Source organism: Geothrix sp. 21YS21S-4, assembly GCF_030845995.1.
GTDB lineage: Bacteria > Acidobacteriota > Holophagae > Holophagales > Holophagaceae > Geothrix.
Genome location: NZ_CP132719.1, coordinates 284,016 through 309,549 on the forward strand (window position 1 = coordinate 284,016; position 25,534 = coordinate 309,549).

The 25,534-nt window shown below is 67.5% G+C and carries 27 protein-coding genes and 1 pseudogene; 10 read left to right on the plus strand and 18 right to left on the minus strand.

Going from position 1 to position 25,534, the window contains the following annotated elements:
• Positions 1–11: 11 nt before the first annotated feature.
• Positions 12–941: an outer membrane protein assembly factor BamD gene (locus tag RAH39_RS01380; RefSeq protein ID WP_306591012.1), complete on the minus strand. Its 930-nt coding sequence runs from the start codon at positions 939–941 to the stop codon at positions 12–14.
• A complete protein-coding gene (locus tag RAH39_RS01385; RefSeq protein ID WP_306591013.1) occupies positions 938–1,933 on the minus strand; it encodes an alpha/beta hydrolase in 996 nt (331 codons plus the stop codon). The genes RAH39_RS01380 and RAH39_RS01385 overlap by 4 nt, the downstream gene beginning before the upstream one ends.
• A gap of 101 nt (positions 1,934–2,034) precedes the next feature.
• Between RAH39_RS01385 and prfB the strand changes: the two genes are divergently transcribed.
• Together prfB and RAH39_RS01395 are read left to right on the plus strand one after the other, a co-directional pair.
• A complete protein-coding gene (prfB, locus tag RAH39_RS01390) occupies positions 2,035–3,141 on the plus strand; it encodes a peptide chain release factor 2 (RefSeq protein ID WP_306592096.1) in 1,107 nt (368 codons plus the stop codon).
• A gap of 10 nt (positions 3,142–3,151) precedes the next feature.
• Positions 3,152–3,982, plus strand: a complete 831-nt coding sequence (locus RAH39_RS01395; protein WP_306591015.1) for an EamA family transporter — start codon at positions 3,152–3,154, stop codon at positions 3,980–3,982.
• 1 nt (position 3,983) lies between these two features.
• Here the strand turns inward: RAH39_RS01395 and RAH39_RS01400 are convergent, their stop codons facing one another.
• From RAH39_RS01400 to RAH39_RS01415, 4 genes are read right to left on the minus strand one after another with little or no spacing between them, the layout of a single operon-like run.
• On the minus strand, positions 3,984–4,487 hold the full coding sequence (locus RAH39_RS01400; protein ID WP_306591017.1) for a DUF6677 family protein: 504 nt from the start codon (positions 4,485–4,487) through the stop codon (positions 3,984–3,986).
• Positions 4,488–4,520: 33 nt separating this feature from the next.
• Positions 4,521–5,021 carry an FMN-binding protein gene (locus RAH39_RS01405; protein WP_306591018.1) on the minus strand — a complete coding sequence of 167 codons (501 nt, stop codon included), beginning with the start codon at positions 5,019–5,021 and terminating at the stop codon, positions 4,521–4,523.
• Positions 5,021–6,247, minus strand: coding sequence for a porin (locus tag RAH39_RS01410; RefSeq protein ID WP_306591019.1), 1,227 nt, complete (start codon positions 6,245–6,247; stop codon positions 5,021–5,023). Before RAH39_RS01410 ends, RAH39_RS01405 begins: the two co-directional genes overlap by 1 nt.
• 32 nt (positions 6,248–6,279) lie before the next feature.
• Positions 6,280–7,476 (minus strand): cytochrome-c peroxidase, encoded by a 1,197-nt coding sequence (locus RAH39_RS01415; protein WP_306591020.1) that lies wholly within the window; start codon positions 7,474–7,476, stop codon positions 6,280–6,282.
• Between the two features lie 248 nt (positions 7,477–7,724).
• Between RAH39_RS01415 and RAH39_RS01420 the strand changes: the two genes are divergently transcribed.
• Positions 7,725–8,828 carry a TDT family transporter gene (locus RAH39_RS01420; protein ID WP_306591021.1) on the plus strand — a complete coding sequence of 368 codons (1,104 nt, stop codon included), beginning with the start codon at positions 7,725–7,727 and terminating at the stop codon, positions 8,826–8,828.
• Here the strand turns inward: RAH39_RS01420 and RAH39_RS01425 are convergent.
• Entirely contained in the window at positions 8,825–10,648 is a 1,824-nt protein-coding gene (locus RAH39_RS01425; protein WP_306591022.1) for a GGDEF domain-containing protein, read from the minus strand. The two genes, RAH39_RS01420 and RAH39_RS01425, sit on opposite strands and share 4 nt — an antisense overlap.
• Before the next feature lie 180 nt (positions 10,649–10,828).
• Here RAH39_RS01425 and RAH39_RS01430 point away from each other — a divergent pair, with 180 nt between their 5' ends.
• Positions 10,829–12,367, plus strand: a complete 1,539-nt coding sequence (locus tag RAH39_RS01430) for a methyl-accepting chemotaxis protein (protein WP_306591023.1) — start codon at positions 10,829–10,831, stop codon at positions 12,365–12,367.
• A 35-nt stretch (positions 12,368–12,402) separates the two neighbouring features.
• On the opposite strand, the gene RAH39_RS01435 is transcribed toward RAH39_RS01430, so the two are convergent.
• From RAH39_RS01435 to RAH39_RS01455, 7 genes and pseudogenes are all read right to left on the minus strand, one after another.
• Positions 12,403–14,487: a M1 family metallopeptidase gene (locus RAH39_RS01435; protein WP_306591024.1), complete on the minus strand. Its 2,085-nt coding sequence runs from the start codon at positions 14,485–14,487 to the stop codon at positions 12,403–12,405.
• 194 nt (positions 14,488–14,681) lie between these two features.
• Positions 14,682–14,921 (minus strand): hypothetical protein, encoded by a 240-nt coding sequence (locus tag RAH39_RS14020; RefSeq protein ID WP_373467334.1) that lies wholly within the window; start codon positions 14,919–14,921, stop codon positions 14,682–14,684.
• Positions 14,902–14,958: pseudogene (locus RAH39_RS14025) on the minus strand (30S ribosomal protein S18); the annotation flags it as partial. The pseudogene RAH39_RS14025 and the gene RAH39_RS14020, both read right to left, overlap by 20 nt.
• Positions 14,959–15,079: 121 nt before the next feature.
• On the minus strand, positions 15,080–15,346 hold the full coding sequence (gene rpsR, locus RAH39_RS01440) for a 30S ribosomal protein S18 (protein WP_285576547.1): 267 nt from the start codon (positions 15,344–15,346) through the stop codon (positions 15,080–15,082).
• Positions 15,343–15,732 carry a 30S ribosomal protein S6 gene (gene rpsF / locus RAH39_RS01445; RefSeq protein ID WP_306591025.1) on the minus strand — a complete coding sequence of 130 codons (390 nt, stop codon included), beginning with the start codon at positions 15,730–15,732 and terminating at the stop codon, positions 15,343–15,345. Before rpsF ends, rpsR begins: the two co-directional genes overlap by 4 nt.
• Before the next feature lie 105 nt (positions 15,733–15,837).
• Positions 15,838–16,437, minus strand: a complete 600-nt coding sequence (pth, locus tag RAH39_RS01450; RefSeq protein ID WP_306591026.1) for an aminoacyl-tRNA hydrolase — start codon at positions 16,435–16,437, stop codon at positions 15,838–15,840.
• A gap of 87 nt (positions 16,438–16,524) precedes the next feature.
• Entirely contained in the window at positions 16,525–17,160 is a 636-nt protein-coding gene (locus RAH39_RS01455; protein WP_306591027.1) for a 50S ribosomal protein L25, read from the minus strand.
• Positions 17,161–17,341: 181 nt separating this feature from the next.
• On the opposite strand from RAH39_RS01455, the gene ppk1 reads away from it, so the two are divergent.
• Entirely contained in the window at positions 17,342–19,474 is a 2,133-nt protein-coding gene (gene ppk1 / locus RAH39_RS01460) for a polyphosphate kinase 1 (RefSeq protein WP_306591028.1), read from the plus strand.
• Between the two features lie 147 nt (positions 19,475–19,621).
• The gene (locus tag RAH39_RS01465) at positions 19,622–20,656 is read left to right on the plus strand and encodes an Mrp/NBP35 family ATP-binding protein (RefSeq protein WP_306591029.1); all 1,035 of its coding nucleotides are present in this window, start codon (positions 19,622–19,624) and stop codon (positions 20,654–20,656) included.
• On the opposite strand, the gene RAH39_RS01470 is transcribed toward RAH39_RS01465, so the two are convergent.
• On the minus strand, positions 20,657–21,688 hold the full coding sequence (locus RAH39_RS01470) for a PstS family phosphate ABC transporter substrate-binding protein (RefSeq protein WP_306591030.1): 1,032 nt from the start codon (positions 21,686–21,688) through the stop codon (positions 20,657–20,659).
• A 118-nt stretch (positions 21,689–21,806) separates the two neighbouring features.
• On the opposite strand from RAH39_RS01470, the gene RAH39_RS01475 reads away from it, so the two are divergent.
• The 4 genes from RAH39_RS01475 to RAH39_RS01490 are packed head-to-tail and all read left to right on the plus strand — an operon-like array spanning position 21,807 to position 24,168.
• Positions 21,807–22,250 carry a PaaI family thioesterase gene (locus tag RAH39_RS01475; protein WP_306591031.1) on the plus strand — a complete coding sequence of 148 codons (444 nt, stop codon included), beginning with the start codon at positions 21,807–21,809 and terminating at the stop codon, positions 22,248–22,250.
• A 1-nt stretch (position 22,251) separates the two neighbouring features.
• Entirely contained in the window at positions 22,252–23,295 is a 1,044-nt protein-coding gene (locus RAH39_RS01480) for a potassium channel family protein (RefSeq protein WP_306591032.1), read from the plus strand.
• Positions 23,296–23,342: 47 nt separating this feature from the next.
• Entirely contained in the window at positions 23,343–23,678 is a 336-nt protein-coding gene (locus tag RAH39_RS01485) for a hypothetical protein (RefSeq protein WP_306591033.1), read from the plus strand.
• A 7-nt stretch (positions 23,679–23,685) separates the two neighbouring features.
• On the plus strand, positions 23,686–24,168 hold the full coding sequence (locus RAH39_RS01490) for an arsinothricin resistance N-acetyltransferase ArsN1 family B (protein ID WP_306591034.1): 483 nt from the start codon (positions 23,686–23,688) through the stop codon (positions 24,166–24,168).
• 151 nt (positions 24,169–24,319) lie between these two features.
• On the opposite strand, the gene RAH39_RS14030 is transcribed toward RAH39_RS01490, so the two are convergent.
• From RAH39_RS14030 to RAH39_RS01495, 3 genes are all read right to left on the minus strand, one after another.
• Positions 24,320–24,412, minus strand: a complete 93-nt coding sequence (locus tag RAH39_RS14030) for a Fe-Mn family superoxide dismutase (RefSeq protein WP_373467335.1) — start codon at positions 24,410–24,412, stop codon at positions 24,320–24,322.
• Positions 24,413–24,580: 168 nt separating this feature from the next.
• On the minus strand, positions 24,581–24,673 hold the full coding sequence (locus tag RAH39_RS14035; RefSeq protein ID WP_373467335.1) for a Fe-Mn family superoxide dismutase: 93 nt from the start codon (positions 24,671–24,673) through the stop codon (positions 24,581–24,583).
• A gap of 169 nt (positions 24,674–24,842) precedes the next feature.
• Positions 24,843–25,421, minus strand: coding sequence for a Fe-Mn family superoxide dismutase (locus tag RAH39_RS01495; RefSeq protein WP_306591035.1), 579 nt, complete (start codon positions 25,419–25,421; stop codon positions 24,843–24,845).
• Positions 25,422–25,534: the final 113 nt, after the last annotated feature.

Below are 25,534 nucleotides of genomic sequence, written 5' to 3' on the forward strand. Positions count from 1 at the left end.
TCCGGTCGACCCTAGCTGTCCAGTTCCTCGTGGACGCCGCTGGTGCCCATGGTCACCAGGCGGTCGGCCGCGCGGCGGGCCCACTCGGAGCCGGGGTAGCTCTCCACCAGCTTCTGGTAGTAGCTCCGGGCCTCGTTGCGGAACCCTTCGATCTTCTCCTTGCCGAAGGCTTCAAAGCTCTTGCCGTATTCCTTCGCCTGCTCCTTGGTGAGGTCCTTCAGGTCCTCCTTCTGGAGCTTGACGGCGTAGTCCTTGTTGAACTGGGTCATCTCCTCGTTGGAGAGCAGGCGCTGGCGCATGGCCTCGCCCAGGTAGAAGTAGGCGCGCTCGCGGTCCACGTAGTCGGGATAGGTCTCCAGGAGGACCTTCAGCCGCCGCTCCGCGCCGGGATAGTAGTAGGTGTTCACGTAGAAGACGCCCACCACCAGCTCGTGCTCGGCGACGCGGCGCCAGCACTGGAGCACCTTGGCGCGAGCTTCCCGGGCGTAGGGACTGCCCGGCGATTCGTTCAGGAGCTGCTGGAAGCCCTCCAATGCCTTGCGGGTCTCGGCCTGGTCGCGCTCGGCGCTCTCGATGGCGGAGAAGTGGCACAGGGCGCGGTGGTAGAGCGCGTAGTCGCGCAGCTCGTGGCGGGGGAAGTAGTTCAGGAAGCTGGTGTATTCCACCTCGGCTTCCGGAAAGCTGGGGCTCGGCTGGAAGAAGAAGCTGTCCCCGAGCATCAGCTTGGCCTTGGGAAACTCCGGAGAGCCCGGCAGGTACTGCTCCAGGTGGCGCAGCGTCTGGCGCGCCTCGTTGAACTTGCCCTGCTTCATCTGCTTGTCCGCCGTGGCCATCAGCTCGGAGGACTGGACGCCCTTGTCGATGTCCTTCGGCTTGCGGCAGCCCAGGCCCAGCCCCGCCAGGAGGGCGGTCAAGGTCAGGGCGGTGAGGATGGGCTTCATGCGGGCTCCGGGGACGGCACTTCACTCGTGGCGGGAGAGGGGGAAGGGTTCCGGGCGGCGGCATTCCATCCGCGGCGGAGGCGGTCCAGCCAGGGCGCGGCGAGGGCGTGGGCCTCCTCCCGGCGGCGGTCGTGGAAGACCTCGTGATAGAAGGCGGGCAGGCGGTGGCGCTCCAGGAGTTCTGACCGGACCGCGGACCACAGCTCCTCGGAACCGTCGGGATCCACCACCGTGTCCGTCCCGGATTCCAGGAGGAGGATGGGGCGGTCCAGTTCGTGGCCCAGGGACAGGAGTTCGGCGCGGCCCTCGTCCAGGCAGGCGCCGAAGGCCGCGGTGACCCAGCGGTGGCAGAGGGGATCCGCCTCGTAGCGCTGGACGAAGACGGGATCGGAGCAGACCTGGTGCTTGTCGCCCTGGAGCCGGATGGCCCGGTGGGGCATGAGGCGGCGGAACACGTGGGCCAGCAGGGCGAGGCTCCGGGAAGGGGGGCGGACCACCACGGCGGGGCTGGAGAGGATCAGGCCGTCCAGGGTGTCCGGGTGCCACAGGAGGGTCAGGAGGGCGACCAGGCCGCCGAAGCTGTGGCCCAGCACCACCTGGGGACAGGCGGGGAGGGGATGCATGGGGACGCCGTCCACGTCCCGAACGGCCCCGCCGCCGCGCTCGGCGTCGTGGCGGCGCTCCTGGCGGAGGAAGTGGGCGAAGTCGTCCGCGAAGGCGCGGATCCCGGCGGAATCGCCCCGGGCGCCCTCTGATCGGCCGAACCCGGCGTGATCGAGGCTCGAAACCGACCAGCCCAGCCCGTGCAGCCAGCGGGCCGTGTGGCGGTAGCGCTCGCCGTGCTCGCCGTAGCCGTGGGAGATCACCACCCGACCACAGGGCGAAGGGTGTTCCCACCGGGCCCAGGCGAGGGACAATCCGCCGTGGCCGATCAAGGTGCCCCGGGAGGTGGGCTCCAGGTCGGCGGGGATCACGGGGGTGAACTCGGGCATCCCCTCAGAATACCGTGAGCCTGGAATTCGACGGATTGCATTAAACTTGAAGGTTTCCCGGGGCCGGGCGCGGCGCTGGATCTGGCCGGAGACGCGTGATGATGGATTTCGAGAGTCTGGCGCGGGCCAAGAACGAGCTGGAGCCCCGGATCCGTCAGCTGGTGGCCCACCTGGATCCCGAGCGCAAGGCGCTGGAACTGGAGCAGATCGAAGAGCGCACCACCGCCCCCGGCTTCTGGGACGACCCCGAAGCCGCCAAGCCCCTCCTGCAGAAGCGCGGCTCGCTCAGCGACGACATCGCGCTGGCCAAGCGCCTGTCCGGCGGGCTGGACGACCTGGAGACCGGCCTGGAGCTGGCGCGGGAGGACAGCGAGATGCTGGTCGAGGCCGACGCCGTGGAAGGCGGCCTCCGCAAGGCGGTGGAGGACGCGGAGCTGCGGATGATGCTCAGCGGTGACTTGGACAGCACCCACGCCATCGTGGCCATCGCGCCCGGCGCCGGCGGCACGGAGAGCCAGGACTGGGCCGCCATGCTCCTGCGGATGTACCTCCGCTTCTGCGAATCCAAGGGCTGGGCCACGGAGATGATCGACTACCAGGACGGCGAGGAGGCGGGCATCAAGGGCGCCACGTTCATCGTCGACGCGCCCTTCTCCTACGGCTACCTGCGGGCGGAGGCCGGCGTCCACCGCCTGGTGCGCATCAGCCCCTTCGACGCCGCCAAGCGCCGCCACACCAGCTTCGCCGCGGTCTACGTCAGCCCCGAGCTGGACGACACCATCGACGTCGACATCCCCGAGAAGGACCTCAAGATCGACGTGTTCCGCGCCAGCGGCGCCGGGGGCCAGCACGTGAACCGCACGGAATCGGCGGTCCGCTTCACCCACCTGCCCACGGGGATCGTGGTGAGCTGCCAGAACGAGCGCAGCCAGATCAAGAACCGCGCGACGGCCATGAAGGTGCTGAAGGCGCGGCTGTACGAGCTGGAGCAGCGCAAGTTCCTGGAGAAGGTGGCCGCCGCCAGCGGCGAAAAGGCGGACGTCGCCTGGGGCAGCCAGATCCGGAGCTACGTCCTCCAGCCCTACCAGATGGTGAAGGACCACCGCACGGGCGAAGAGACCAGCCAGACCCAGAAGGTCCTGGACGGCGACCTCGACGCCTTCATCCGGACCCAGCTCCTCGCCAAGACGCTGAAGACCGAGAGCTGAGGCGGCGGTCGTGGCTCCCGCGGCCCTCGGCTTGACCCTGGCGTCGGCGGTCCTCCACGCGATCTGGAACGCCCTGCTGAAGCGCTCGAAGGACGTGGACGCGACCTCCGCCGTGGCCTTCGCGGCGGCCGTGGCGATCGCGGCGCTCCTGGCGCTGGTGTGGCGCGCCCCCGCGTTTCCCCAGGTCGCCGCGGTGGGCTGGGCGCTGGTTGCCGGATGCGGCGAGGGCGGCTACTTCATCGGGCTCGTGGGCAGTCTGGAGCGCGCTCCCCTGGGCTGGTCCTACGCGTGGATGCGGGGTGGTGCCCTGCTGGTGGCGTGGCCCGCGGGGCTGCTGCTGGGCGAGCCCGTGGACGGGCTGGCGGTGGCCGCGGTGGTGGGGATGCTCGCGGGCCTGGCCCTGCTGGGCGGAGCGACCGGCGGCGTCCGCGGCGGGCGGGCCCTGCCCTACGTCCTGACTGCGGCCCTGAGCATCGCGGTCTACAACGCCTGCTACAAGCTTTCCCTCGGCGCAGGCGCGTCCCCGCCCGCCCTGTACGCGGTGTCCATGGCCGTGGGACTGGGGATCCAGGCGCTGTACCGCCGGCGGAGGGGAGGCCGTCTCAAGCCGGTGGCCCTGGGTCCCGCCCTCCTCGTGGGGGTGGTGTGCCTGGTCGCCTTCCTGTGCTACCTGGTGGCGCTCCGCACCTCTCCCAGCGCGGCGGTCCTGACTCTCCGCAACACCTCGATCGTCTTCACCTTCATCCTGGGCTGGGCCCTGGGGGAACGCCCCCGCCCCCGCGAGGCCGCCGGCGCGCTGCTGGTGAGCCTCGGCGCCGTTCTTCTGGGTTGGCCGCGCTGACCTACTCGCCCTGCTTCGGAGCGGCGAGCTGCTCCTGCTCGTCCTTGGGCAGGCGGAACACCCAGCGGCCCGTCAGGCGGTCCCACAGATCGAAACAGGAGAGCCAGTTCAGAAGGCCCGCGACCATCACGTAGGTGGCGCCGTATTCCTGGGTGAGGGTGCGGACGGGCTCGGTGCCCGCGCCGCCGAAGGCCCAGGCGAAGGCCCCGTACACGGGACCGATGCCCGCCGTCGCGAAGGCGCCCAGGGTGGGGAGCCACGTGCCCGCGGTGGGGACGAAGACGCCGCCCTTCACGCCGGCCACGGCGCCGTACTGCATCTGGAGGGCGCCCAGAACGCAGAAGAGGAGCCACACGCCGAAGAAGGCCTTGGCGCGGCCCTTCTGCCCGATGGCCCAGTAGCCCGCCCCCGGAACCAGCCACTGCAGCAGCAGCGGCTTCCAAGCGGCCTGGAGGGCCTTTTTCCGCCGAAGCGGCAGAGGGAGGCTGGGAAGGGCGTCGGGCATGGCTTCAGATTACCTCAAGCCGGGGACGCGCCCTCAGGGCAGGCGCCCGGCCTCGCGCGCTTCCTTCAGCATCGCCAGGGCGCGGCGCACGCCGTCGGTGACGCTGTTGCTCGAAATGGTGGCGCCGCTGATGGGCGCGATGTCTCTGCCCACCGCCAGCGGCGCGGCGGCGGTCTTGCCTTCGAACTGCCGGCGCCAGGCGGGCATCCGGACTTCCTGGCCGTGGCTCTCGCGGTAGGAGAGGATCTCCACCCGGCGGACGGCTCCGTCCGTGCCCACGCCCACGGCGAGGGTGATTCGCTCGCTGCGGCCCATGACGTTGTCGATGACGACGTGACCCAGGCTCTTGCCGCCCTGCTTGGCCACCAGCACCTGCCCCCGGAACGCGGCGAAGCCGCTTCCCGGGGTGAAGGCGAAGGGTTCGATCAGATCCGCCTGGGGGAACATCCCCCGGGCGGCCTGATCGGGCGTGAGGTAGTCCGTGGCGAAGAGCGGTCCGGACAGCAGGACCGTCGCCAGGAGCTCCCTCTTCATCAGAAGCTCCAGCCGAAGCCGAGGTTCACGCGGTTGGCGTCCTTGTTCTCGCGGAACCGCTGCACGTCGGCCTTGACGACGACGCCGCGGGCCACGTTGAAGTTGGCGCCCACGGTCCACACGCCCTGGTCCTTCATGGCGGCGGGGGTCAGCCCGGGGCCGAGGTCGGCGAAGGAGACGGCGGTGTTGTAGGACTCGTAGCGGGCGAAGGGCGCCAGGGAGTAGCTCCCGGAGGTCCACACGCGGTAGGCGGCCTGGCCGTACCAGCCGTGGAACTTCTCGGGCACCAGGGTGAGCTGGCCCACCAGGGGCTGGTTGAACTCGGCCGTGTGGGAGATGTTGCCGGCGGCGTAGAGGGCGGAGAGGTCCCAGTTGCCGGGGGTCCAGCGGGCGTGGGCGTCCCACAGGGTGATGTCCATGGAGGGGACGCCGACCTGGGCCTGCTTGGCGCCGCCGCTGAAGATGGAGCAGCCCAGCTGGAGGCCGGGGATGCCGCGCCAGTTCAGGGCGCCGAACACGGAGAAGTCGTGGGACTGCGCCTGGGCCAGTTCCTGGTGGACGGAACCCAGCGGCGACTCGGTGCCTTCCGTGGAGGTGGCGTCCCACTTGCCCATGTTGAAGCCCGTGGCCACGCCGGCCTGGAGGGAGATCCCGTTCTCGAAGTCGGCGTAGACCTGGACGCCGCCTTCGCGCCAGGTGCTGGGGATGATGGCCGTCTCCACGAAGTTGCGCTCCACGCCGTAGAAGGCGGTGGGCTCGTGGTTCGCGTTGAGCAGGCCCATGGGCACGAGGAACAGGCCGGCGCGGAAGCCCCAGGTGCGGTTCAGCTGGTGCTCGATGTAGGCCTGCTCGATCTCCACCTCGCCCGGATCGTCGGCGGAACTGACAGCGTGCTCCACTTCCACTTCCGCGACCATGCGGGTGCGGTCGTCGAAGCGGTGCGTGACGCCCAGGACGAAGCGGCGCACGTCGGCCTGGTTGCGGGACCGGTCGCCCTGGGTGAAGAAGTTGAAGTTCACCTCGCCGTAGCCGCCGATGACGGTGGCGGAGTCGGACGCGGCGGGAGCCTCCTTCTTCTGGAGGTCGGCCATCTGGGTCTTCACCTTCTGGAGTTCGGAGGTGAGGGCTTCCACGCGGCGGTTGAGGTCGGCCTCGCCGGGCGTCTGGGCCAGGGCGGGCAGGGCGACCAGGCTGAGGGTGAGCAGGGTGGGGGAGAAGGATTTCATGGCAGCTCGACGGAAAAGGGTGGTGGAAGACATCACGGTTTGTAGCCGTCAGTGAGGGTGAGAAGGAAGGCGACGACGTCATCGATCTCGGCGTCCGTCAGGGCGGGCGCATCGCCGAGCTTGCGGTTGTAGGGCACTTCGGTGGTGTTGACGTTCTTGTGGTACTGCGCCGGCAGGTCGTCGAACTTCTTCACGCTTCCGTCGGGGTTCCTGGGGTAGAAATTCTCGGGGTTGGTGTCGCGCTGGACGTAGAACGTGACGACGTCCTTCAGGTCCGTGTAGAGCCCGTTGTGGAAGTAGACCTTCCGGATTCCGACGTTGCGGAGCGAAGGCACCTTGAATGCGCCGTAGAGATCCGACCGGCCGGTCAGGTCGCCGAGGTCGCGGGCGGCCAGGCCCAGGTCGTAGTAGTTGGGATCGGCGTTCACGGGGAGCTTGGGGTTGCGGGGCACGCCCAGGACGTCATAGGTGAAGTCCGTGAATAGGGGCATGGTGCCGTCCGCGCCCCGGGTGGAGGGATGGCAGGCGGCGCAGTTGCCCTTGAGCGGATCGTTGAACAGGGCCAGGCCGCGCATCTCCTGGGCGGTCAGCTTGACCTTGCCCAGCAGGAACTGGTCGTACTTGCTGTCGTAGGGGCGGAAGGCGGGCTCCTCCAGCTCGTAGCGCTGGATGGCCAGGGTCATGGCCTGGTAGGCCTTCTCCGCGTCGTTGAAGATGTTGGGGCCGAAGACCGCCTTGAATTCCGCGGCGTAGGTGGCCTCCTTCAGGCGCTCCACCACGGAGGCCTTGTCGGGCATGGCCATTTCCTTGGGGTTGAGCGGCGGCCCGCCGGCCTGCTCCGCCAGGGACTGGGCGCGGCCGTCCCAGAAGAACCCGCCCGTGGGCGTGCCTTCCTTGTCGAAGAAGAAGGAGGTGTTGGTGGCCAGGTAGCGGATGCTCGGACTCTGGCGGTTGCCCTGGTCCTGCATGGTGGGACCGCCCATCTGGGCGGGCAGGGTGTTGGGCGCGCCGTGCGCGAACTCGGGATCGTGGCAGGTGGCGCAGGACTGCTGGCGCGAGGCCGACAGGTTCTTGTCCTGGAAGATCTTCGCGCCCAGAACGGCCTGGGCGGAAAGGGTGGCGGTCTGGGCGGCTCGGGTGTCCTCCTTGGACGTGCAGCCGACCAGGCAGGCCAGCCCCACACCGATCCCCAGGCACCACCCTGTGTGGGTGGGCGACAATTTCGGCATTGCATTCCTCCTTAGGCGGGACTGGAACCCAGCCCTGCATCTGTATCGATTCTGAGATTAAGACTCATTGCTGTAGCAACTGTCAAAGGGCATGTGATGAAGATCACCAGCCGAACGGGAACCTTCCCTGATCGTCAGCGCAAATGCAGGTTTCACTGGGAAAATGACCGCCTGGTCGATTGCGCAACGCGCCCTTTTGGGGTTTGGTGAAAGGGCGGAACCCTTCGGCGATCCGCGGTGGAGCGGGGATGGACGAGAAGCACGCGATCAAGCATTTCGCTCCGGGCTGGTTCGCGGTGGTCATGGGCACGGGAGGGCTCGCCAACATCCTCTGCCTGTGGGGAACCCCCGCCTTGCGGACCCTCGGCATGGGCATCGCGGCCCTGGCGGGCGCGGCCTACGTCGCGGTGCTGGTGCCCTGGCTGCTGCGCTGGATCCACCACTTCGAGTACGTGCGCCGGGACCTCCACCATCCGGTGGCCTCCAATTTCTTCGTCACCATGCCCGTGGCCACCGTCATCCTCGGCACCAACCTCCACCTGATCTGGAGCCCCTTCCTCGGTCCGGAGCGGACGTTCGCCCTGATGGTCGCGTGCTGGGCCGTCGCCATCGCGGGCGTGGCCTTCTTCACGGTGGTGACCACCTTCCGCTTCATCCGGGCCGAGGCGCCGCCCGCGCCCGAGACCATGAACTTCTCGTGGATCATGGCGCCCATCGCGAACATGGCCCTCCTTCTGCTGGGGAATCCCCTCTGCGGGCGGGCGCTGCAGTTGCGGCCCCACTGGTGTCCCACGATCTTCGTGATGAATGGGGCCATGTTGGGCATCGGCTTCTTTCTGTTCCTGTTCATCGGGGCCATCATCTTCGTCCGGCTGGCGCAGCATCCCCTTCCGCCGGCGGAAACCACGCCCACCTTCGGGATCTTCCTGAGCGCCGCGGGACTGGCGGTGAGCGGATTGCTGGACCTCGGCGCGTCGGCCCGCGCCCTGGGGATCCTTGAGGAGACGGCCCTCCTCGCTATCGGCGCGGCGGCCGTGTGGGGCTTCGGGATGTGGATCCTGGCCCTGATCCTGGTCATCTGCGTTCACCAGCTCCGCCGCGGCGGAATCCCCTTCAGCCTGGGCTGGTGGGCCTTCGTGTTTCCCCTCGCGGCCTACACCATCGGGAGCCAGAAGCTCGCCGCCCGGTTCCCCACGCTCCTCACCCGCGGCTACGCCGCCGCGCTGACGGTGCTGCTGGCGGCGCTGTGGGCCTACATCCTGGTGAACACGCTGCGGGCCCTCGCCCGGGGCACCCTCTTCGTGGGCAAGCCTCTCGTCCCGGCGCCTCTCACGGAAGAGCCCTCCGGCTAGACGCTCAGCGCTCCGCCGGCCTCCAGAGGGGAAGGCTGCTGCCGGCGGCGCTCCAGAAAGCAGCTGCAGCCGGGCTGCTGCTTGGCCATCTTCTTGGCGCCGCTGGCGGCGGTGGCGATCTCGTGGTGGTTCGCGTAGGCGCCGGGCTGGACGTGCACCACGCCGATGGAGATGGACGCCAGGGGATGGAAGACGATCTGTCCCTTCCGGTCCTCGGACGGATAGCCGCCGGCGGCCAGGTCGTGGGGGTGGAAGAAGGTGTGCCGCCCGCGCTCGAAGCGGTCGAGAAAGGCCCCCGTCCTCGGTTCCCAGCCCTCTTCGGGGATCGCCAGGATGAAGTCGTCGCCCCCCACGTGGCCGACGAAATCCCCCGGCTCGTCGAAACATTCCTGAAGCAGGAGGCCCGTCCACTGGATCAGTTCGTCGCCGCGCCGGTAGCCGTAGACGTCGTTGTAGGGCTTGAAGTGATCCAGGTCGCAGTAACAGACCATGAAGGGCGCGCCCTGCTCCAGGCGGCCCTCCAGGTGCTCGTGGATGGGGACGTTGCCCGGCAGCTGGGTGAGGGGATTGGCGTACCGGGCCGAGGCCAGCTGCATCTGGGTGATCTCCCGCATCAGGTCATGGCCCGAGCCCATTCCGGCGTAGCGTCCGTTTTGGGTGATGACGAACCCCAGCAGGATGTGCCGCGGGTCCGACGCCACCACCCGCTCGCTCAGGTCGTGGATGGGGATGGAGCGGTCCACCACCAGGAAGGCCTCTTCCATGAACTGCGTGCAGGAGCGCTTCCCGTAGAGTTCGGGGCTGAAGGGGCGGGACATGACGTCGATGAAGGAGTGCCGCCCCAGCAGCCCGACGGGAATGCCGTCCGCCACCACGGGCAGCGACTGGAGTTCCGGCTGGCGCAGGAAGCGGGCCTGGATGTCGAGGTTGCTCTGGTGGGGTTCGGCGGGGGGAATGGGGAGCAGCAGCCGCTCGGCCGTGGAGCGCTGGGTGGAGGAGGGCGGCCGGGAGGCCGAGGGCCGGACGGGGCGCAGGCGGTGGTGGAGCTCGTGGGAGATCCTCAGGTCGGGCTGGGGCCGCGGCTTTCCGAGCAGGAAGCCCTGGCCGTAGTCGATGCCCAGCTCCTGGATGACGGCGAGATCCGCGTCGGTCTCGATGCCCTCCGCCACCACCCGGGCGCCCATCCGCCCCGCCAGGTCGCGGATGGACTGGAGGAAGTGCAGCTTCACCGGATCGGCGCCCACGCCCTGGACGAAGTGCTTGTCCACCTTCACGAATTCGGGCTTCAGCTCGGACCATAGGCGGAGGCTGGAGAAGCCCTCTCCCAGGTCGTCCAGGGCGATGGTGAAGCCCAGGGCGCGGAGGTACTGCGCGGCCTCCAGGAGCGGGGCGTACTCGAAGGTCGGCTGGCTCTCCGTGAGCTCGATGACCACGTTGCTCGGCAGCAGCCCCAGCTGGTTCACCAGGTCGGAGCCCACCGACGCCCGGCTGCGCGCGTCCAGAAGGGCGCTGGGGCTCAGGTTCACGAAGATCCGGTGGTGGGTCGCCAGCTGCGACCACACGCCGAGGATGGATTCGATGCACGACCGCTCCAGCTCCGCGAGCATCCCCGCGCAGCGGGCCACACCCAGCAGGTTCAGCGGGGCCTGGAGGACGGAATCGCTCGGGCCCCGGATCAGGCCCTCGAAGCCGTACAGCTCCCCGATGCGGAGGTCGAGGATCGGCTGGAAGCGGGGCGACAGCGCCCGCCGGTCCAGAATGGCCCGCAACTCGGCCATCAGGGGATTGGCGTCCGCCGGGAGGTTGGTGGGCTCGGACATGGAGCACTCCATGGCCCCTTTGTCGTCGTTTGCGGGGAGGCTCCCGTGACGGCCCGGTGATTTCGGGGAAACAAGTGGCGCTCCGTGGGCCGTTACCGAAAAGGTGCAGGCAGGTTCCCTGAGGGGCACGCCGTTGTTCGGCGACCAGCCGATCCATAAAGGATGCAGAGAGCATCTTCCATGTGGCGCCGCTGGTCCCTCCGCCGCCGAATCTTCGGCGGCACTCTTCTGTTCGCGGTGGCGCTCACCCTGGTGATGACCCTGGGAGCGGGCCTGATCCTGGGGTCCATGCTGACCTCGGGCCTGCGCGATTCCGGGCGCAAGGCGGTGGCCGCCGCGGTGGAATCCGTCCGGTCGTGGATCGGCTACGACGATGCGGCCAACACGACGAAGGAGCTGAACAACCTCCAGGACGAATCCATCGTCCGGGTGCTGACCTGCACCTGGGATGAGGGCGCGCGGACCTGGACGGCCTTCGCCCAATCGGAGAAGGCGGGCGCGCCTGCGGCCGATCCCACCGACATCCTCAAGGCGCTTCCCGCGCCGCCTGCGGCCGAGGCGTTCCTGTCCCTCCCCGACGTGAAGGGCTTCCTGCTGATCGGGCGCACCCTCAACCTGGAGCGGGGGAACCGCATTGCGGCGGTGGTCGCCGTGCTGGACGCCGGGCCGGCCCGTGCCCGCCGCAACCAGCGCATCCTGCTTCTCGGGCTCGTGGGACTGGCCGCGGGGGGCTGCGGGGCCCTGGGGGCGGCCTACCTCGCCAAGCGGCTGCTGGGGCCGCTGGAGATCATCGAAGCCCGGATGCGGGACATCTCGGAAGGGGACGGCAACCTCACCCTGCGCCTGGACGAGCGCGGCGAGGACGAGCTGGCCCGCCTGGCCCGCCACTTCAACCGGTTCGTGGACAACATCCAGCGCATCGTCCAGCAGGTGTCGGCCACGTCCACCCACCTGGGCGCCAGCGCCTCCCAGCTCGCGGCGGGCATGTCCGGGATGGGCGATCGCGCCCAGGAGGTCTCCCGCTCCGCGGAACACCAGACCGCCAGCGTGTCGGCGAGCACCGCCACCATCCAGGGGATCGCCCTCGCCGCCCACGAAGTCTCCCGGAACGTGGGCCACGCCCTGCAGGTCTTCCAGAGGGCCGAGGCCGCCGCGGACCAGGGTGGGGCGGCCGTGGAGGGCGCCGTCCAGGGCATGGAGGCCATCCATCACACGTCGCGGGAGATCGGCCGGATCCTCACCGTGATCACCGAGATCGCCAACCAGACGAACCTGCTGTCCCTCAACGCCGCCATCGAGGCGGCCAAGGCCGGCGCCCACGGCAAGGGCTTCGCCGTGGTGGCCGACGAGGTCCGCAAGCTGGCCGAGCGCAGCGCCCTCGCCGTGAAGGAGATCTCCACCCTGATCTCGACCTCGGATCGCGCGATTACCGATGGCAGCCGCATGGTCCACGCCGCCGGTGAGGCCCTCCAGAGCATCCAGGGCGCCATCCGGGAATCCGCCGCCGGCCTCAGAACCGTGGGAGAGCAGAGCGAGGCTCAGCAGCAGGGCCGGCAATCCGTGGTGGCCACCATGGAACACCTCAGCGCCATCGCGGGAAAGAACGTCGCCTCACTGGGGGAGATGGCGTTGACCATCCAGGAATCGATCGGCAGCGTGGAAGCCCTACAGCAGCTCGCCCGGGAGCTGAATGGTTTGGTGGCGCGCTTCCGGGCCTGATGGGGCCCAGCGGGGACCTGGTGGGCTGTATCCGGTCAGGGCTTTTCGGGGGGCAGGCCCAGGCCCCAGAAATAATCGTTCAGGAACGCCTTGTAGTCCTTTTTGGTGATGAATCCCAGAAGATCGAAGAGGCGCGGGGTGGTGACGAACTTCCAGCGGAAGTTGGTCTGGCTCGACTTCAGCCACGTCAAGAAGACGTCGTCACCTAACTCCTGATGGAGGGCATGGAGCAGCAGGGGGCCTTTCCCGTAAAGGAGATCCCGCCGAGCGATCCAGGTTTCCCTCGGGTCTTCGAATCGGATGTCGTTGGCGAGGGGAATGGGCCCCTTGCTCTGGGATTGCTTTGCCTGGGCTTTCCAGATGGCGACCACCTGTGCAAAACGGTTCTTCCCCTTGGTATCGCGGTCATACAGAGCCGCGCAGTAGTCGGCGAAGGCTTCGGTGATCCATTGGTCCTGCGGGCTGGGCATTTTCACCATGATTCCCCAGTACTGGTGGGCGATCTCATGGGCGAGGACATGCCGCACATCCATCGTGCGAATGGAGATGTTGCGTTGGGCGTAGGTCCCGTAAGCATCGGCGAGCTCCTGCATTTGCCGGATGGTCTGGGCCTGTTCGAAGGCGTCGCGGGTGATGTACATCATTCCGGCCGGCGCCTGTCCGTAACCCCATTCGTTCTTTTCGACGATGAGGAATTCCTTGAACGGAAAGGGGCCTAGGAAGGTCTCGTAGTAGCGGATGACATTGCGGGTCTGCTCCTTGAAGACCTTGTTCACGGGACCGGGCTTGAATCCGTAGGTGGCGATCCGCACCGTGAGGCCGTCGCGCACATCCTCATCCAGGTAGTACTTTCCACCGAGGATGGTGGCAAAGCAGATGGGCTGTTCCGTGCGGGTCTCCACCAGGTTCCAGTCCCCGTCCTTCTCCCGCCGGACCGTTCCTCCGGGCATAAAGGCCAGCCAGTCCCCGCGCGTTCGGACCGTGCCGTGGAAGGTGTACCACTCTCCATTGAACCCCTTGGACGTGGGGTACCAACCTTCCTTCACACCCAGTTGCCAATAGTTGCTTCCGCCGGGCTGGATCAGGAAATCGCCTTCGTATTCGACCTGAAGGGTGAAGGGGACACCTCGGGTGGCGGGTTGGGGAAGGCACACGGCGAACAGGTCGTGGGAGTGGCTGAACGGCAGCGGCTTTCCGGCCCCGTCAGTCACACTGCGGATGCGGATATGTCGAGTGGTTTTGGGCTCCGCGATGCTCGACCAAAAGTCGAACGTGAACAGGCGCAATCCACCTTCCAAAGGCATGAGCGTTTGGCGGCTGACGAGGGTCGCCTGCCGGTTGTCCTCGGTCCTGAGATCCACGTCGAGGGCGTTGATCCGGAAGTGCGCTGGGGGGGCGTCCTTGCGCGGATCCCAGCGGAGGTACTGCCCGGAGAGCGGCGCGAGATAGTGCCAATCCTTAAGATCCGGATTGGCGCTTTGAAGGGGACGCACCGCCGCCAGCGTTTCTTCCATGGCTTCCACGTCGTCGTAGCGATACAGCCAATGTCGGCCGTTCCCTTCCAGCTCGATGACGGCCACCGCCCGATTCGGCGCGTTCAAAGTCTGGGAGGCCAACAAATGACCGGGGAAGTAGCCATCCACCTTTTGCCATCTGTCGGCAAAGGCGGCATAGCCAGCCGGGTTTTCCTCTGCGAATTGCCCTTCCCACGCCGGCAGGGCGAACCCGGCCAAGAGGATGCGGGCCCGGGTGAAGGGAATATTCACCACCCGGGCGGAGCTTTCCTTCGTGGGCGGGAGCTTGGTGAGCTCCTTGACGCTCTGCTCCACCAGGGGCCACTCAGGTTCGAAGGTGGACGTGTAGCTGAAGCGGCCGTTCCCTTCGAGAAAGAGACCTGCGTCTTGTTCGCCGCGGCGGAGGGGGGCCCAGCGCCCTGAAAATTGGATCCGGCTTTTCCCTACGGTGAAGGAGACCTCCTGGCTTCCCGTTCTGCTGGGCCCGAGGCGGAGAGCTTCCACGGACTCGAAGGGATCGGAAGGAACCTGAGCCCTGACCGCGGCGCCGAACATGAGGAACAGGCACGCCATCGCCCGGAACCGCAGAGTAAAAGGAGCAGCCATGTCGGGGCCCTTTCAGGAGGAAAGGCGAGAGACATTGAAGATGGTTGGGTCAGAAGCTACGATCCTGAATTTCCCCGCCCAAGGCAAGCGAAGTTCCCAGAACCCCATCCCCTTTTTGCTGCATGTGCGCGGGCTTTCGTACAAAAAAAGGGAGCCATGGGGCTCCCTTTTTTGAAAATCCATCAGCGCCAGGACTAGTCGGTGGCGAAGGGGAGGAGTGCGATGTTGCGGGCGCGCTTGATGGCTTCCACGAGCTCGCGCTGGTGGATGGCAGAAGGCGACCGGTCCCGAAGGGACGTCGAGGCTCCGGGGGAGCCTTGACGAGGGAGGCTTTCGTGCGGAAAAAAAGGGAGCCGTGTGGCTCCCTTTTTTGAAAATCCATCAGCGCCAGGACTAGTCGGTGGCGAAGGGGAGGAGCGCGATGTTGCGGGCACGCTTGATGGCTTCCACGAGCTCGCGCTGGTGGATGGCAGAAGGCGACCGGTCCCGAAGGGACGTCGAGGCTCCGGGGGAGCCTTGACGAGGGAGGCTTTCGTGCGGAAAAAAAGGGAGCCGCGTGGCTCCCCTTTTTGAAAATCAATCAGCGCCAGGACTAGTCGGTGGCGAAGGGGAGGAGCGCGATGTTGCGAGCGCGCTTGATGGCTTCCACGAGCTCGCGCTGGTGGATGGCGCACACGCCGCTGGTGCGGCGGGGCAGGACCTTGCCGCGCTCGGGGGTGAAGGCCTGGAGGGTCTTCACGTCCTTGTAGTCGATCATGAGGGACTTCTCGACGCAGAACTTGCAGAACTTGGCGCGTCGTCCCCCAAAAGCCTTCTTCTTCTTGGGCTTGCCCTTCTTGGCATCGGCGCGGCGCTTCATCCCATCACCTCTTCAGCGGAGCGTTCCTTGATCCCGGCCTGGGCCTTGCGCTTGGCCTCGCGCTCGATGCGCTGCTTGGTGCGGCCCGCGGCCTTCTCGGCCTCGTCCATGCGGACGCTGAGGTACTTGATGACCGCGTCGTGGTTGCGGAAGCGGCGCTCGAGCTCGGCGACGAGGGTGGGACCCGCGTTCATCTCGAACAGGGTGTAGTAGCCCTCGCTGAACTTCTGGATTTCGTAGGCCAGCTTCTTGCGGCCCCACTTGTCGGTCTTGAGCAGTTCGCCACCCTGCTCGGCAATGATCCCCTCGAACTGCTTGACGAGCTCATCGCTCTGCTCGTCCGTCAGCGTGGGGGAGGCGATGAAGATGGTCTCGTAGCGACGCATCTGTCCTCCTTGTGGATGTGAAGCCCCCTTTGGATTCCAGGGAGCAAGGAAGACGTCTTCCTGTGAAGACGCGAAGAATCAGTTTGGCCCGGAAGGGCAGGAAGATCAATGGGAAGTCTGCGAAGCGGCCCTTCCGTCCCCCTCCCAGAACGCCGCCGGATTGACCCGATTCGCCAGGCTCCCGAGGTCCTCCGTCCCGGCCAGGAGCTCCAGGAACCGGGCGAAGGGGGCGTCCAGGGCGTCGATGCGGTCCCACTCGGCTTCGGTCCAGGGGGCCAGGACATAGTCGGCCAGGGGGCGCTGGAAGGGGCCGATGCCGAGGCGCAGTCGGGCGATGTCCCCGGTCCCCAGGCAGCCGAAGACCGAGCGCAGCCCGTTGTGCCCGCCGTCGGAGCCGTCCAGGCGGAAGCGCCCCGTGCCGAGGGGCAGGTCCTTGTCGTCGTAGAGCAGGATCAGTTTCCGCGGATAGAGGCCGCCGGCCGCCGCCTGGGCGCAGGCTTCCCCCGAGAGGTTCATGTAGGTGCTCGGCACGAGCGCCTGGAGCCCCGGCGCCAGCGGATAGAGCGCTCCGGACGGAAAGCGGCGCGAAGGCGCGGGCGCGAGGTTCCGGTCGGCCATCCAGCGCTGGAGCATCAGCCGCCCCAGGTTGTGGCGGGTGTCCTGGTAGTCGGGGCCGGGATTGCCGAGGGGTACGAGGGTCCACATCGTTGAAGAACCTATCAGCTTCCGGGAAAGCAGAACGGGCGCCCTGGGGCGCCCGCTGTTGACGACGAATGACTCGAAGGCCGCTCGCTACTTCTTGTCGTCCTTCTTGCCCTTCTTGGCCACTTCGGGCTCGGCGGCGGCAGGGGCGGCTTCTTCCTCGGCGGCCTTGCCGTGGATGGAGCAGACCACCTGATGGGCGTCACCGGTGAACACGACGTTGGGAACCAGCGTGATCTGCTCGAAGCGGATGCTGTCGCCCACGGCCAGGTTGGTGATGTCCACGTCGATGTGGGCGGGGATGATGCTGGGGAGGCACTCGATCTCGATCTCGCGGTGGGCGAAGTCGAGGACGCCGCCCTGGCTCTTGACGCCGATGGAGGTGCCGGTCAGGCGGACGGGCACCTTGACGCGAACCTTGTGGGTCATGTCCACGCGCATGAAGTCGACGTGGCGCAGGCGGCCGGTGATGGGATCGCGCTGCACGTCCTTGAGGATCACGTGGCGCTTGATGTCCGTGCCCTCGCGCTGGAGGAACATCACGGAGTTCATGCCGGCTTCGCTGGCGATGACGCGGGCGACGGCCTTGGGGCTGATGGCGATGGGAACGGGGGGCTCGTTCAGGCCGTAGACCACGGCCGGGATCATGCCGCTCTTCTTCAGGTCGCGGATGGCGGCCTTACCGAAGGTGTCGCGCTTGGGGACGATCAGGACTTCCTGGGACATGTGTTCCTCCTACCTGGCAGCGGAATCGGGCTGCCCTCTCGTTGGGGCGGGTCCGGGCGGACCGTACGGTCCCTCCCCATGGAGGGCCGAACCAACGATTCTGCCCGAAAAGGCCTTAAAAACGAAGGACATTCCTGAGGCGGGACACATCCCCGTCACACGGCCCGATTATGCTGCTGGCATGTTCCATCCGATCCCCCGACCCGAGGAACTGCTCAACCGCGAGCTGAGCTGGCTGGACTTCAACGCGCGGGTGATGGAAGAGGCCGAGGACGCCACCGTTCCCCTGCTGGAGCGGGTGAAGTTCCTGAGCATCGTCTCCAGCAACTGGGACGAGTTCTTCATGGTGCGCGTGGCGGGGATCTGGCGGCAGATCGACGCGGGCATCACCCAGCCGGGTCCCGACGGGCTCACCCCCCGCCAGTTGCTGGAGCGGGTGTCGTCCCGGATCCACGCCTATTCCGCCCGGCAGCACGAGCTGTTCCACGCGGTGCTCGAACCCCAGCTGGATTCCCACGGGATCCGCATCCTGGATCCCAAGAACCTCGACGAGGATCAGCGGGCCTTCGTCCTCGACTACTTCGAGCGGAGCCTCCTGCCCCTGATCACGCCCCTGGCGGTGGACACGGGCCATCCCTTCCCCCGCCTGGGCAACCGGGCGCTGGTGCTGGTGGTGGAACTGGAGCCCGAGGAGGACCTCCTGGACGGCGACCTGCCGGCCTCGGAACTGTCCTTCATCCACGTCCCGACGGGCCTGGCCTCCCGCTTCCTGCGGATGCCCTCGGAAGCGGGCGCCCACGCCTTCATCATGCTGGAGGACGTGGTCCGCCATCACCTGTCGAGGCTGTTCCTGGGCTACGCGGTGAAGAGCTGCCACGCCATCCGCGTGACCCGGGATTCGGACCTGCCGGTGGAGGAGGATCCTTCCGAGGATCTGCTCAAGACGGTGGAAGAGAGCCTGCGCGACCGCCGCCGCGGCGCGGTGGTGCGCCTCCAGTACGAGCAGGGGCTGTCGTCGGAGGTGCTCGACCTGCTCATCGAGGAGATGGAGCTGAGTCCCGAGGACCTCTATCCGAGCTGGGGCCTGACGGCGTTCTCCGACCTGATGCAGCTCTACGGCCAACTGGACCTGCCGCACCTCAAGGACAGCCCCATGAAGCCGCTGCCGGTGCCGCAGCTGGACCAGAGCGGGAGCCTGTTCGACGCCATCGCCAAGAACGACATCCTGCTGCACCACCCGTACCAGAGCTTCGACGACAGCGTGGTGCGGTTCGTGCGCGAGGCGGCGGACGATCCCAAGGTCCTCGCCATCAAGATGACCCTCTACCGCGTCACGGCCAGCAGCCCCGTGGCGGCGGCCCTGGAACGGGCGGCGGAGCGCGGCAAGCAGGTGACCGCCATCGTGGAGCTGCGCGCGCGGTTCGATGAGGCCGCCAACATCGCCTGGGCGCGCCGGCTGGAGAAGACCGGCGTCCACGTGGTGTACGGGCTGCCCAACCACAAGATCCACTGCAAGGCCTGCCTCGTGGTCCGCCAGGAGGCCGCGGGGATCAAGCGCTACTGCCACCTGGGCACCGGCAACTACAACGAGCGCACCAGCCGCCTCTACTCCGATCTGGGCCTCCTCACCGCCCGCCCCGAATTCGGCGAGGACCTGTCCAACCTCTTCAACATGCTCACGGGGTACACCCGGCCGCCGCGCTTCCACCAGTTCCTGCTGGCTCCGCAGCACCTCAAGCGGGCCCTCCGGGAGCGGATCCACCGCGAGATCGCCCACGCGCGGGAGGGCCGTCCCGCCCGGATGATCCTCAAGATGAACGCCCTGGTGGATCCCCAGTTGATCCAGCTCCTGTACGAAGCCAGCCGCGGCGGCGTGGGGGTGGATCTCCTCGTCCGGGGCACCTGCTGCCTGCGCCCCGGGGTCCCGGGGCTGTCGGACAACATCCGGGCCCTGTCGATCCTCGACCGCTTCCTGGAGCACGCCCGGATCTACCACTTCGCCAACGACGGCCGCGCGGAGACCCTCCTGTCCAGCGCCGACCTGATGCCCCGCAACCTGGAACGGCGCGTGGAACTGGCCTTCCCCCTGGTCGATCCGCTCCTCGCCGCCCAGGTGGTGGAGATGATGGAACTGCAGCTCCGGGACACGCTGAAAGGCCGGGTCCTGGGGCCCGACGGCGACGTTCTGCGGCGCGGGTTCGACCCGGACGGCGCCCCTCTCCGCAGCCAGCTCCGGATCTACGAGCACGCCCTCCTCGCCAGCGGCGTCGGAGCGCTGACCCAGAAGCTGGGACCGCTCGATCCGGACATCTGAAACCGCGAAAGGCGCGAAAAAAGCCGAAAAAGGCATTGATGGCTTTTTGCCGTTCAATCCTTTTCGCGCGCCCGCAGGGCGTTTCGCGCCTTTCGCGGTTTCAGTCCTTCGCTCCGGCCATGGCAAACTGTCCGGCTGGAGACACGCATGTCGAAGATCAGCCGCGCCGCTCTGTTCGAAGCCCTGAATGCCTATGTCGTCCCGGGAACCCAGGCCACCCTCGCCGCCCTCAAGGCCGTGAAGGGGATCGATGTGACGGACGGGAAGGTGACCGTCCTTCTCCAGTTGGCGGAGTCCTACCGGGACCGGGTCGCCCCCATGAAGGAGGCCCTGGAAGCTGTGCTCGCCGGCCAGCCCGGCGTGACCCAGGCCGAGATCGAGATCGGCTGGGAGAAGACGGCCCAGGTGGAGTTCAAGAACCTGATCCCGGGCATCAAGCGCTGCGTGGTGGTGGGTTCGGGCAAGGGCGGGGTGGGCAAGAGCACCGTCACCACCAACCTGGCCGTGGCCATGGCCCAGCAGGGGCTGAAGGTGGGCCTGCTGGATTCGGACATCTACGGCCCCTCCATTCCGATGATGCTGGGCCTCAAGGAGTCGCCCCTGGGCACGCCCGAGGGCCAGATCCTGCCCCTGGAGGCCTTCGGCGTGAAGGTGATGTCCATGGGCGTCCTGATCGAGGAGGACCGGCCCGTCATCTGGCGGGGCGCCATGCTCAACAAGGCCCTCCAGCAGTTCTTGAAGGACGTGGCCTGGGGCGACCTGGACGTGCTCCTGATCGACCTGCCGCCCGGCACGGGCGACGTCCAGCTCACCCTGATCCAGAACGCCCAGGTGGACGGCGCCGTCATCGTCAGCACGCCCCAGGACGTGGCCTTCCTCGACGCCAAGAAGGCCATCGGCATGTTCGGGGCGGTGAAGGTGCCGATCCTGGGCGTGGTCGAGAACATGAGCAGCTTCGTCTGCCCCGGCTGCGGGCAGGAGACCCAGATCTTCGGCCACGGAGGCGTGAAGGCCGCCGCGGCCCGAATGGAGCTGCCCTTCCTGGGCGAAGTGCCCATCGACCTGGCCATCCGCGAGGGCGGCGACTCCGGTCGGCCCCTGGTGGCCGCCCATCCGGACAGCCCCCAGACCCGCGCCTTCCAGGGGATGGCCGAAACGCTGAAGGTCGCCCTGAAGCTCTGATCAGTTCAGCTTGCCGGCCCCCAGAGCCGCCAGATCGCCGGGAATGGCCACCGCGCCGAATCCGGCGACGGCGGCTTGGCCTTCGCGGGAAAGGACGAAGCGGACGAACTCCTTCACCGCCGGGTCCAGGGCCCGGCCCGGAGCCTTGTTCACGTAGAGGTAGAGGAAGCGCGTGAGGGGATAGGTGGCCCGCTGGATGGTCTCCAGGGTGGGTTCCACGAAGCGGTCGCTTCCGAAGGGCGCCACGGGCACCCCCTTCACCATGCGGTTGGCGTACTGGAGGGGGCCGTAGCTGATCCCGCCGCCGTCCACGGCCGGCGCCTCCACCACCGCGAACTGGTCCAGGTAGCCCTTCACCGAGGCCTTGAATTCCCCCTTTTTCAGGACGTGCTCGCGGAAGAAGGCCCGCGTCCCCGAATTCTCGTCCCGGCCGTAGGCCTGGATGTCCCGCTGCTTCCAGTCGCCTCCCAGCCCCAGGTCGCCCCAGCGCAGGATGTCCGCCTTGGCGCCGCCCTTGCGGGTGCTGGAGAAGATGGCGTCGATCTCCTCCATCCGGAGCTGGCGCACGGGGTTGTTGGCATTGACGTAGACCACCAGCGCGTCGACGGCCACGGGGATGCGGATGGGCGCGTAGCCGTACTTGGCCTGGAAGGCGGCCAGCTCCTGGTCGGTCATCTCCCGGCTCATCTGCCCCATCAGGGCCGAGCCCTCCAGCAGCGCCTTGGGCGCCGTGGCCGAGCCCTTGCAGATGAACAGGGTGCTGAGGCGGGGATGGAACCGCTTGAAGTCCTCGCCCCACAGGGCCATGAGCGGCTCCATGGAATCCGATCCCACGCTCTTCAGCTCCCCGGCGACGGGATGCTCCGGCACGTAGGCGGCCAGCGCCACCTCCCGCACGGGATCCCGGCTGGGGAGGGGCGGAACGGGCGGCGCGGGGGCGTCCTCCATGGGCCGGCAGGCGAGGCCGAGGGCGAGCAGGGCCGTGGGAACGCAGGCTCGCAGGAACGTGGAGACACGGGTTCTCGGGGTCATCGCGGATCCTCCCCCGCCATTGCCCCACGCCGCGATGACCGGCCCATGAAGCCTCCGTGAAGGTGCGGGACCGCCCACGTAACGCCCCGCTCCGCCCGGGCTCCAGCTATCCTGGGCCATGCCCCGACCGCAGATTCCCGAGACCCTGGCTCCGGATCTCCTGGAGCGTCTGTGCGCGCGGTTCCATCCCTGGCCGCTGATCAGCGGATGGGGCCTGAGCATCGAGTCCGTGGCCCCGGGCGAGGCCGTCATGGCGCTGGCGCCCACGAAGGCGGTGATCAACGGCAGCCGGGGGAACGTGAACGGCGGCGTCCTTGCCACCATCGCCGACATGGCCAGCGCGCTGGCCCTGAGCACGGCCTTCGACGGGGCGATGCCCTTCGCCACCTCGGACCTGCACATCCGCTACCTGGAGCCCGCCCGGGGCGAGGTGCGGGCGACGGCGCAGGTGGTGCGGATCTCCGGGCGGAGCGGGATCCTCGAATGCCGCCTGGTGTGCGGAGGCCACCTGGTGGCCCTCAGCACGGCGAACTTCGCCATCAAGCCCGGCCTCGGCGGATGAGATGAAGTTCGCGACCCCCTTTCCCTCCGGGCGCGGCGATCAGCACGGCGCGCCGGTGCAGCGCCTGCGCCACGCGCTGGCCCTGCTGGCGGCGGTGATCGTGTGCGGCGGGCTGGGCTACCACTGGCTGTCCGGGCTCGACGCCCTCGACAGCCTCTACATGGCCATCACCACCCTGTTCACGGTGGGCTTCCGCGAGCTGGGCCACGTCAACGCCCACACCAAGATCTTCACCATCTTCTACCTCGTCGTGGGGTTGGGCGTGGCGACCTACGCCATCTCGAACCTCACGGCCCTGCTCCTGGAAGGCGACCTCCGGGGCTACCTCTTGGAGCGCCGCATGCAGAAGCGCCTGGATGGACTCTCCGACCACGTGATCGTGTGCGGCTTCGGAAAGATGGGCTTCCAGGCCGCCTGGGAGCTCAAGAAAGCGGGCATCCCCTTCGTGATCGTCGAACAGGACGAGACCAAGGGCCGCAGCCCCCGCTTCGCCGGCGAGCTGATCCTCTACGGCAACGCCATGGACGAGCTGATGCTGGAGCGCGCGGGGATCCGGCGGGCCCGGGGCCTGATCACCGCCCTCACCACGGACGCCGACAACGTCCTGGTGACGCTCACCGTGAAGCAGATGCGCGCCGACCTGCCGGTGGTGGCCCGCAGCGCCAAGCTGGGCACCGAACGCCAGTTGAAGGCGGCGGGCGCCAACCACATCGTCAGCCCCTACGAGATCGGCGGGCGCCGGATGGTGGGCCTCCTGCTCAAGCCCGAGATGATGAACTTTTTCGACATCGTCCTCCAGCAGGAGCAGCTGGAGCTGGCGCTGGAGCGGATCGCCATCTCCCCCACGTCCGTGCTGGTGGGCCAGACGCTCCGCGAGGCCCGCCTGCGCCACGCCACGGGGGCCCTCCTCGTGGGGCTGGTCCATCCCGGCGCCGAGCTCCGCTTCAATCCGTCGGGCAACGAGCGGTTCCAGGCCGGCGACGAGCTGCTGGTGATGGGCCCGGAAGAGGCGCTGGAGACCCTCACGGAGCTGGCCCTGGGGTGAAGTCCCGGCAGGGGGGATGGTAAGGTGGCCGTTCCCAGGAGCCTCCCGTGACCGCGTCCACCCCCACTCCCGAAACCACCGAAACCGAGGGCCTGACCGAGGTCACCCTCAACCTCGTCGCCCTGGGCGCCGCCGTCGCGGCCAATGCGGAGCGCGCCTTCCACGCCCACCAGGCCCGGCTGGAGGAGCTGGGCGTCTCCAAGAACGAGATGATCCAGGTCGTGAACATGGCCCTGCGGGTGAAGAACGATCCGCACCAGCTCATGATGGGCCTCGCCGAATCCACGCTGACCGAAGGGGGCGGAGGCTGCTGCGGCGGCTGCGCCTGCGAGGAGGCGGGCGGCGAGAAGGGCGACTGCGGCGACGATTGCGACTGCCGCTAGTCCAGCCATGATCCGCCCCGCGGTCCCCGCCGACGCGCCGGCCATCGCCGACATCTACGACCCCTACGTCCGCGCCACCACCATCACCTTCGAGGAGGATCCGGTGACGGCGGAGGAGATGGCCGCGCGGATCGTCCGCGTGTCCGAAGGCTATCCTTGGCTCGTGCTGGAAGAAGAGGGTCGGATTCTCGGCTACGCCTACAGTTCCCTGTGGCGGACGCGGGCGGCCTACCGCTACGCGACCGAAACCGCCATCTACCTGGCCGAGGGCCAGCGGGGAAGAGGCCTCGGCGAGACGCTGTACCGCGCGCTCATCGACGAGCTGCGACAGCGCGGGTTCCATTCCGCGCTGGGATGCCTGGCGCTTCCCAACGACCCCAGCGTCCGCCTCCACGAGCGCCTCGGCTTCCGCAAAGCCGGCCACATGCGCGAAGCAGGCCGCAAGTTCGACCGCTGGGTGGATGTGGGGTTTTGGGAATTGCTTCTGTAGGATCAGCAGCCAAAAAAAGACTCACCACCAAGACACCAAGGGCGCCAAGAAAAGCCAGTCTTGGTGTTGTTCTTGGCGCCTTGGCGGTGTTCATTTTTTGAAAACAGGAAGGGCCCCTTGCGGGGCCCTTTCGTGAAGACGGAGATGTGAGTTACTTGCCGAAGCGTTTGGAGACTTCGCTCCACTTGATGTTCTCGGCGAAGGCATCGAGGTACTTCGCGCGGGCGATGCCGTAATCGACCATGGAGGCTCCGTCTCCAGGAGCGCGGGCCCGAAGGGCAAGCGAATGGGAGCACAGCGCGGGGCGCTGTGCGATAGACGGAGGGCGTGCGAGGGGGGAAACAGGCGGGCCCCCAAGCGGGGGCCCGTCCATGAGCACGCGTGGAGAAGCGCTGGGACGCCCGCGCGCGACCTACTTGCCGAAGCGCTTGGAGACTTCGCTCCATTTGATGTTCTCGGCGAAGGCGTCGAGGTACTTGGCGCGGGCGATGCCGTAATCGACCATGGAGGCTCCGTCTCCAAGAGCGCGGGCCCGAAGGGGCAAGCGAATGGGAGCACAGCGCGGGGCGCTGTGCGATAGACGGAGGGCGTGCGAGAGGGAAATAGGCGGGCCCCCCAAGCGGGGGCCCGTCCATGAGCACGCGTGGAGGGGCGCCGAGACGCCCGCGCGCGACTTACTTGCCGAAGCGCTTGGAGACTTCGCTCCACTTGATGTTCTCGGCGAAGGCGTCGAGGTACTTGGCCCGGGCGATGCCGTAATCCACCATGAACGCGTGCTCCCACGAGTCCAGGATCAACAGCAGGTCCTGTTCGATGGGGATGCCCAGGTGGTGCTCGGCGAAGAAGTAGGTGTGCAGCTTCCCGTCCTTGCGGTTGCGGGTCAGCATGGCCCAGCCGGGCCCGCACATGGCGGCGGCCTTGAGGTCCGCGACGACCTTGTCCTTGCCGCCGGCCTGGTCCAGCGCGACCTTCAGCCCGGCGCTGATGTCCTCGTCCGCGCCCAGGTTCTCGAAGTAGAACTCGTGCAGGAAGGAGCCGTTGAAGGCCACCGCTTCGCGGCGCTTCAGTTCGCTGTACTCGTTGAAGGAATAGTTCGCTTTGCTGTTGTCGATGGCGCCCAGCTTCTCCTCGATTTCATTCAGCTTCGTGATGTAGCCCTTGTAGAGGGTGAAGTGCTGTTCGAGCTGGGAGTCGCTGAGTCCCTTCAGGGCGCCGCCCTTCAGGTGATCGTAGTTTTTGGCGGTATAGGGCATGTGATTCGTCTCCTTCGCGCCCGTCGGGGCACCGAATTAATGTAGCGAATCCTTGAGGATCCAGGTGGAAAGCTTTGACGGATTTTGCCTGTTAACCGCAAGGGTATAAGCAC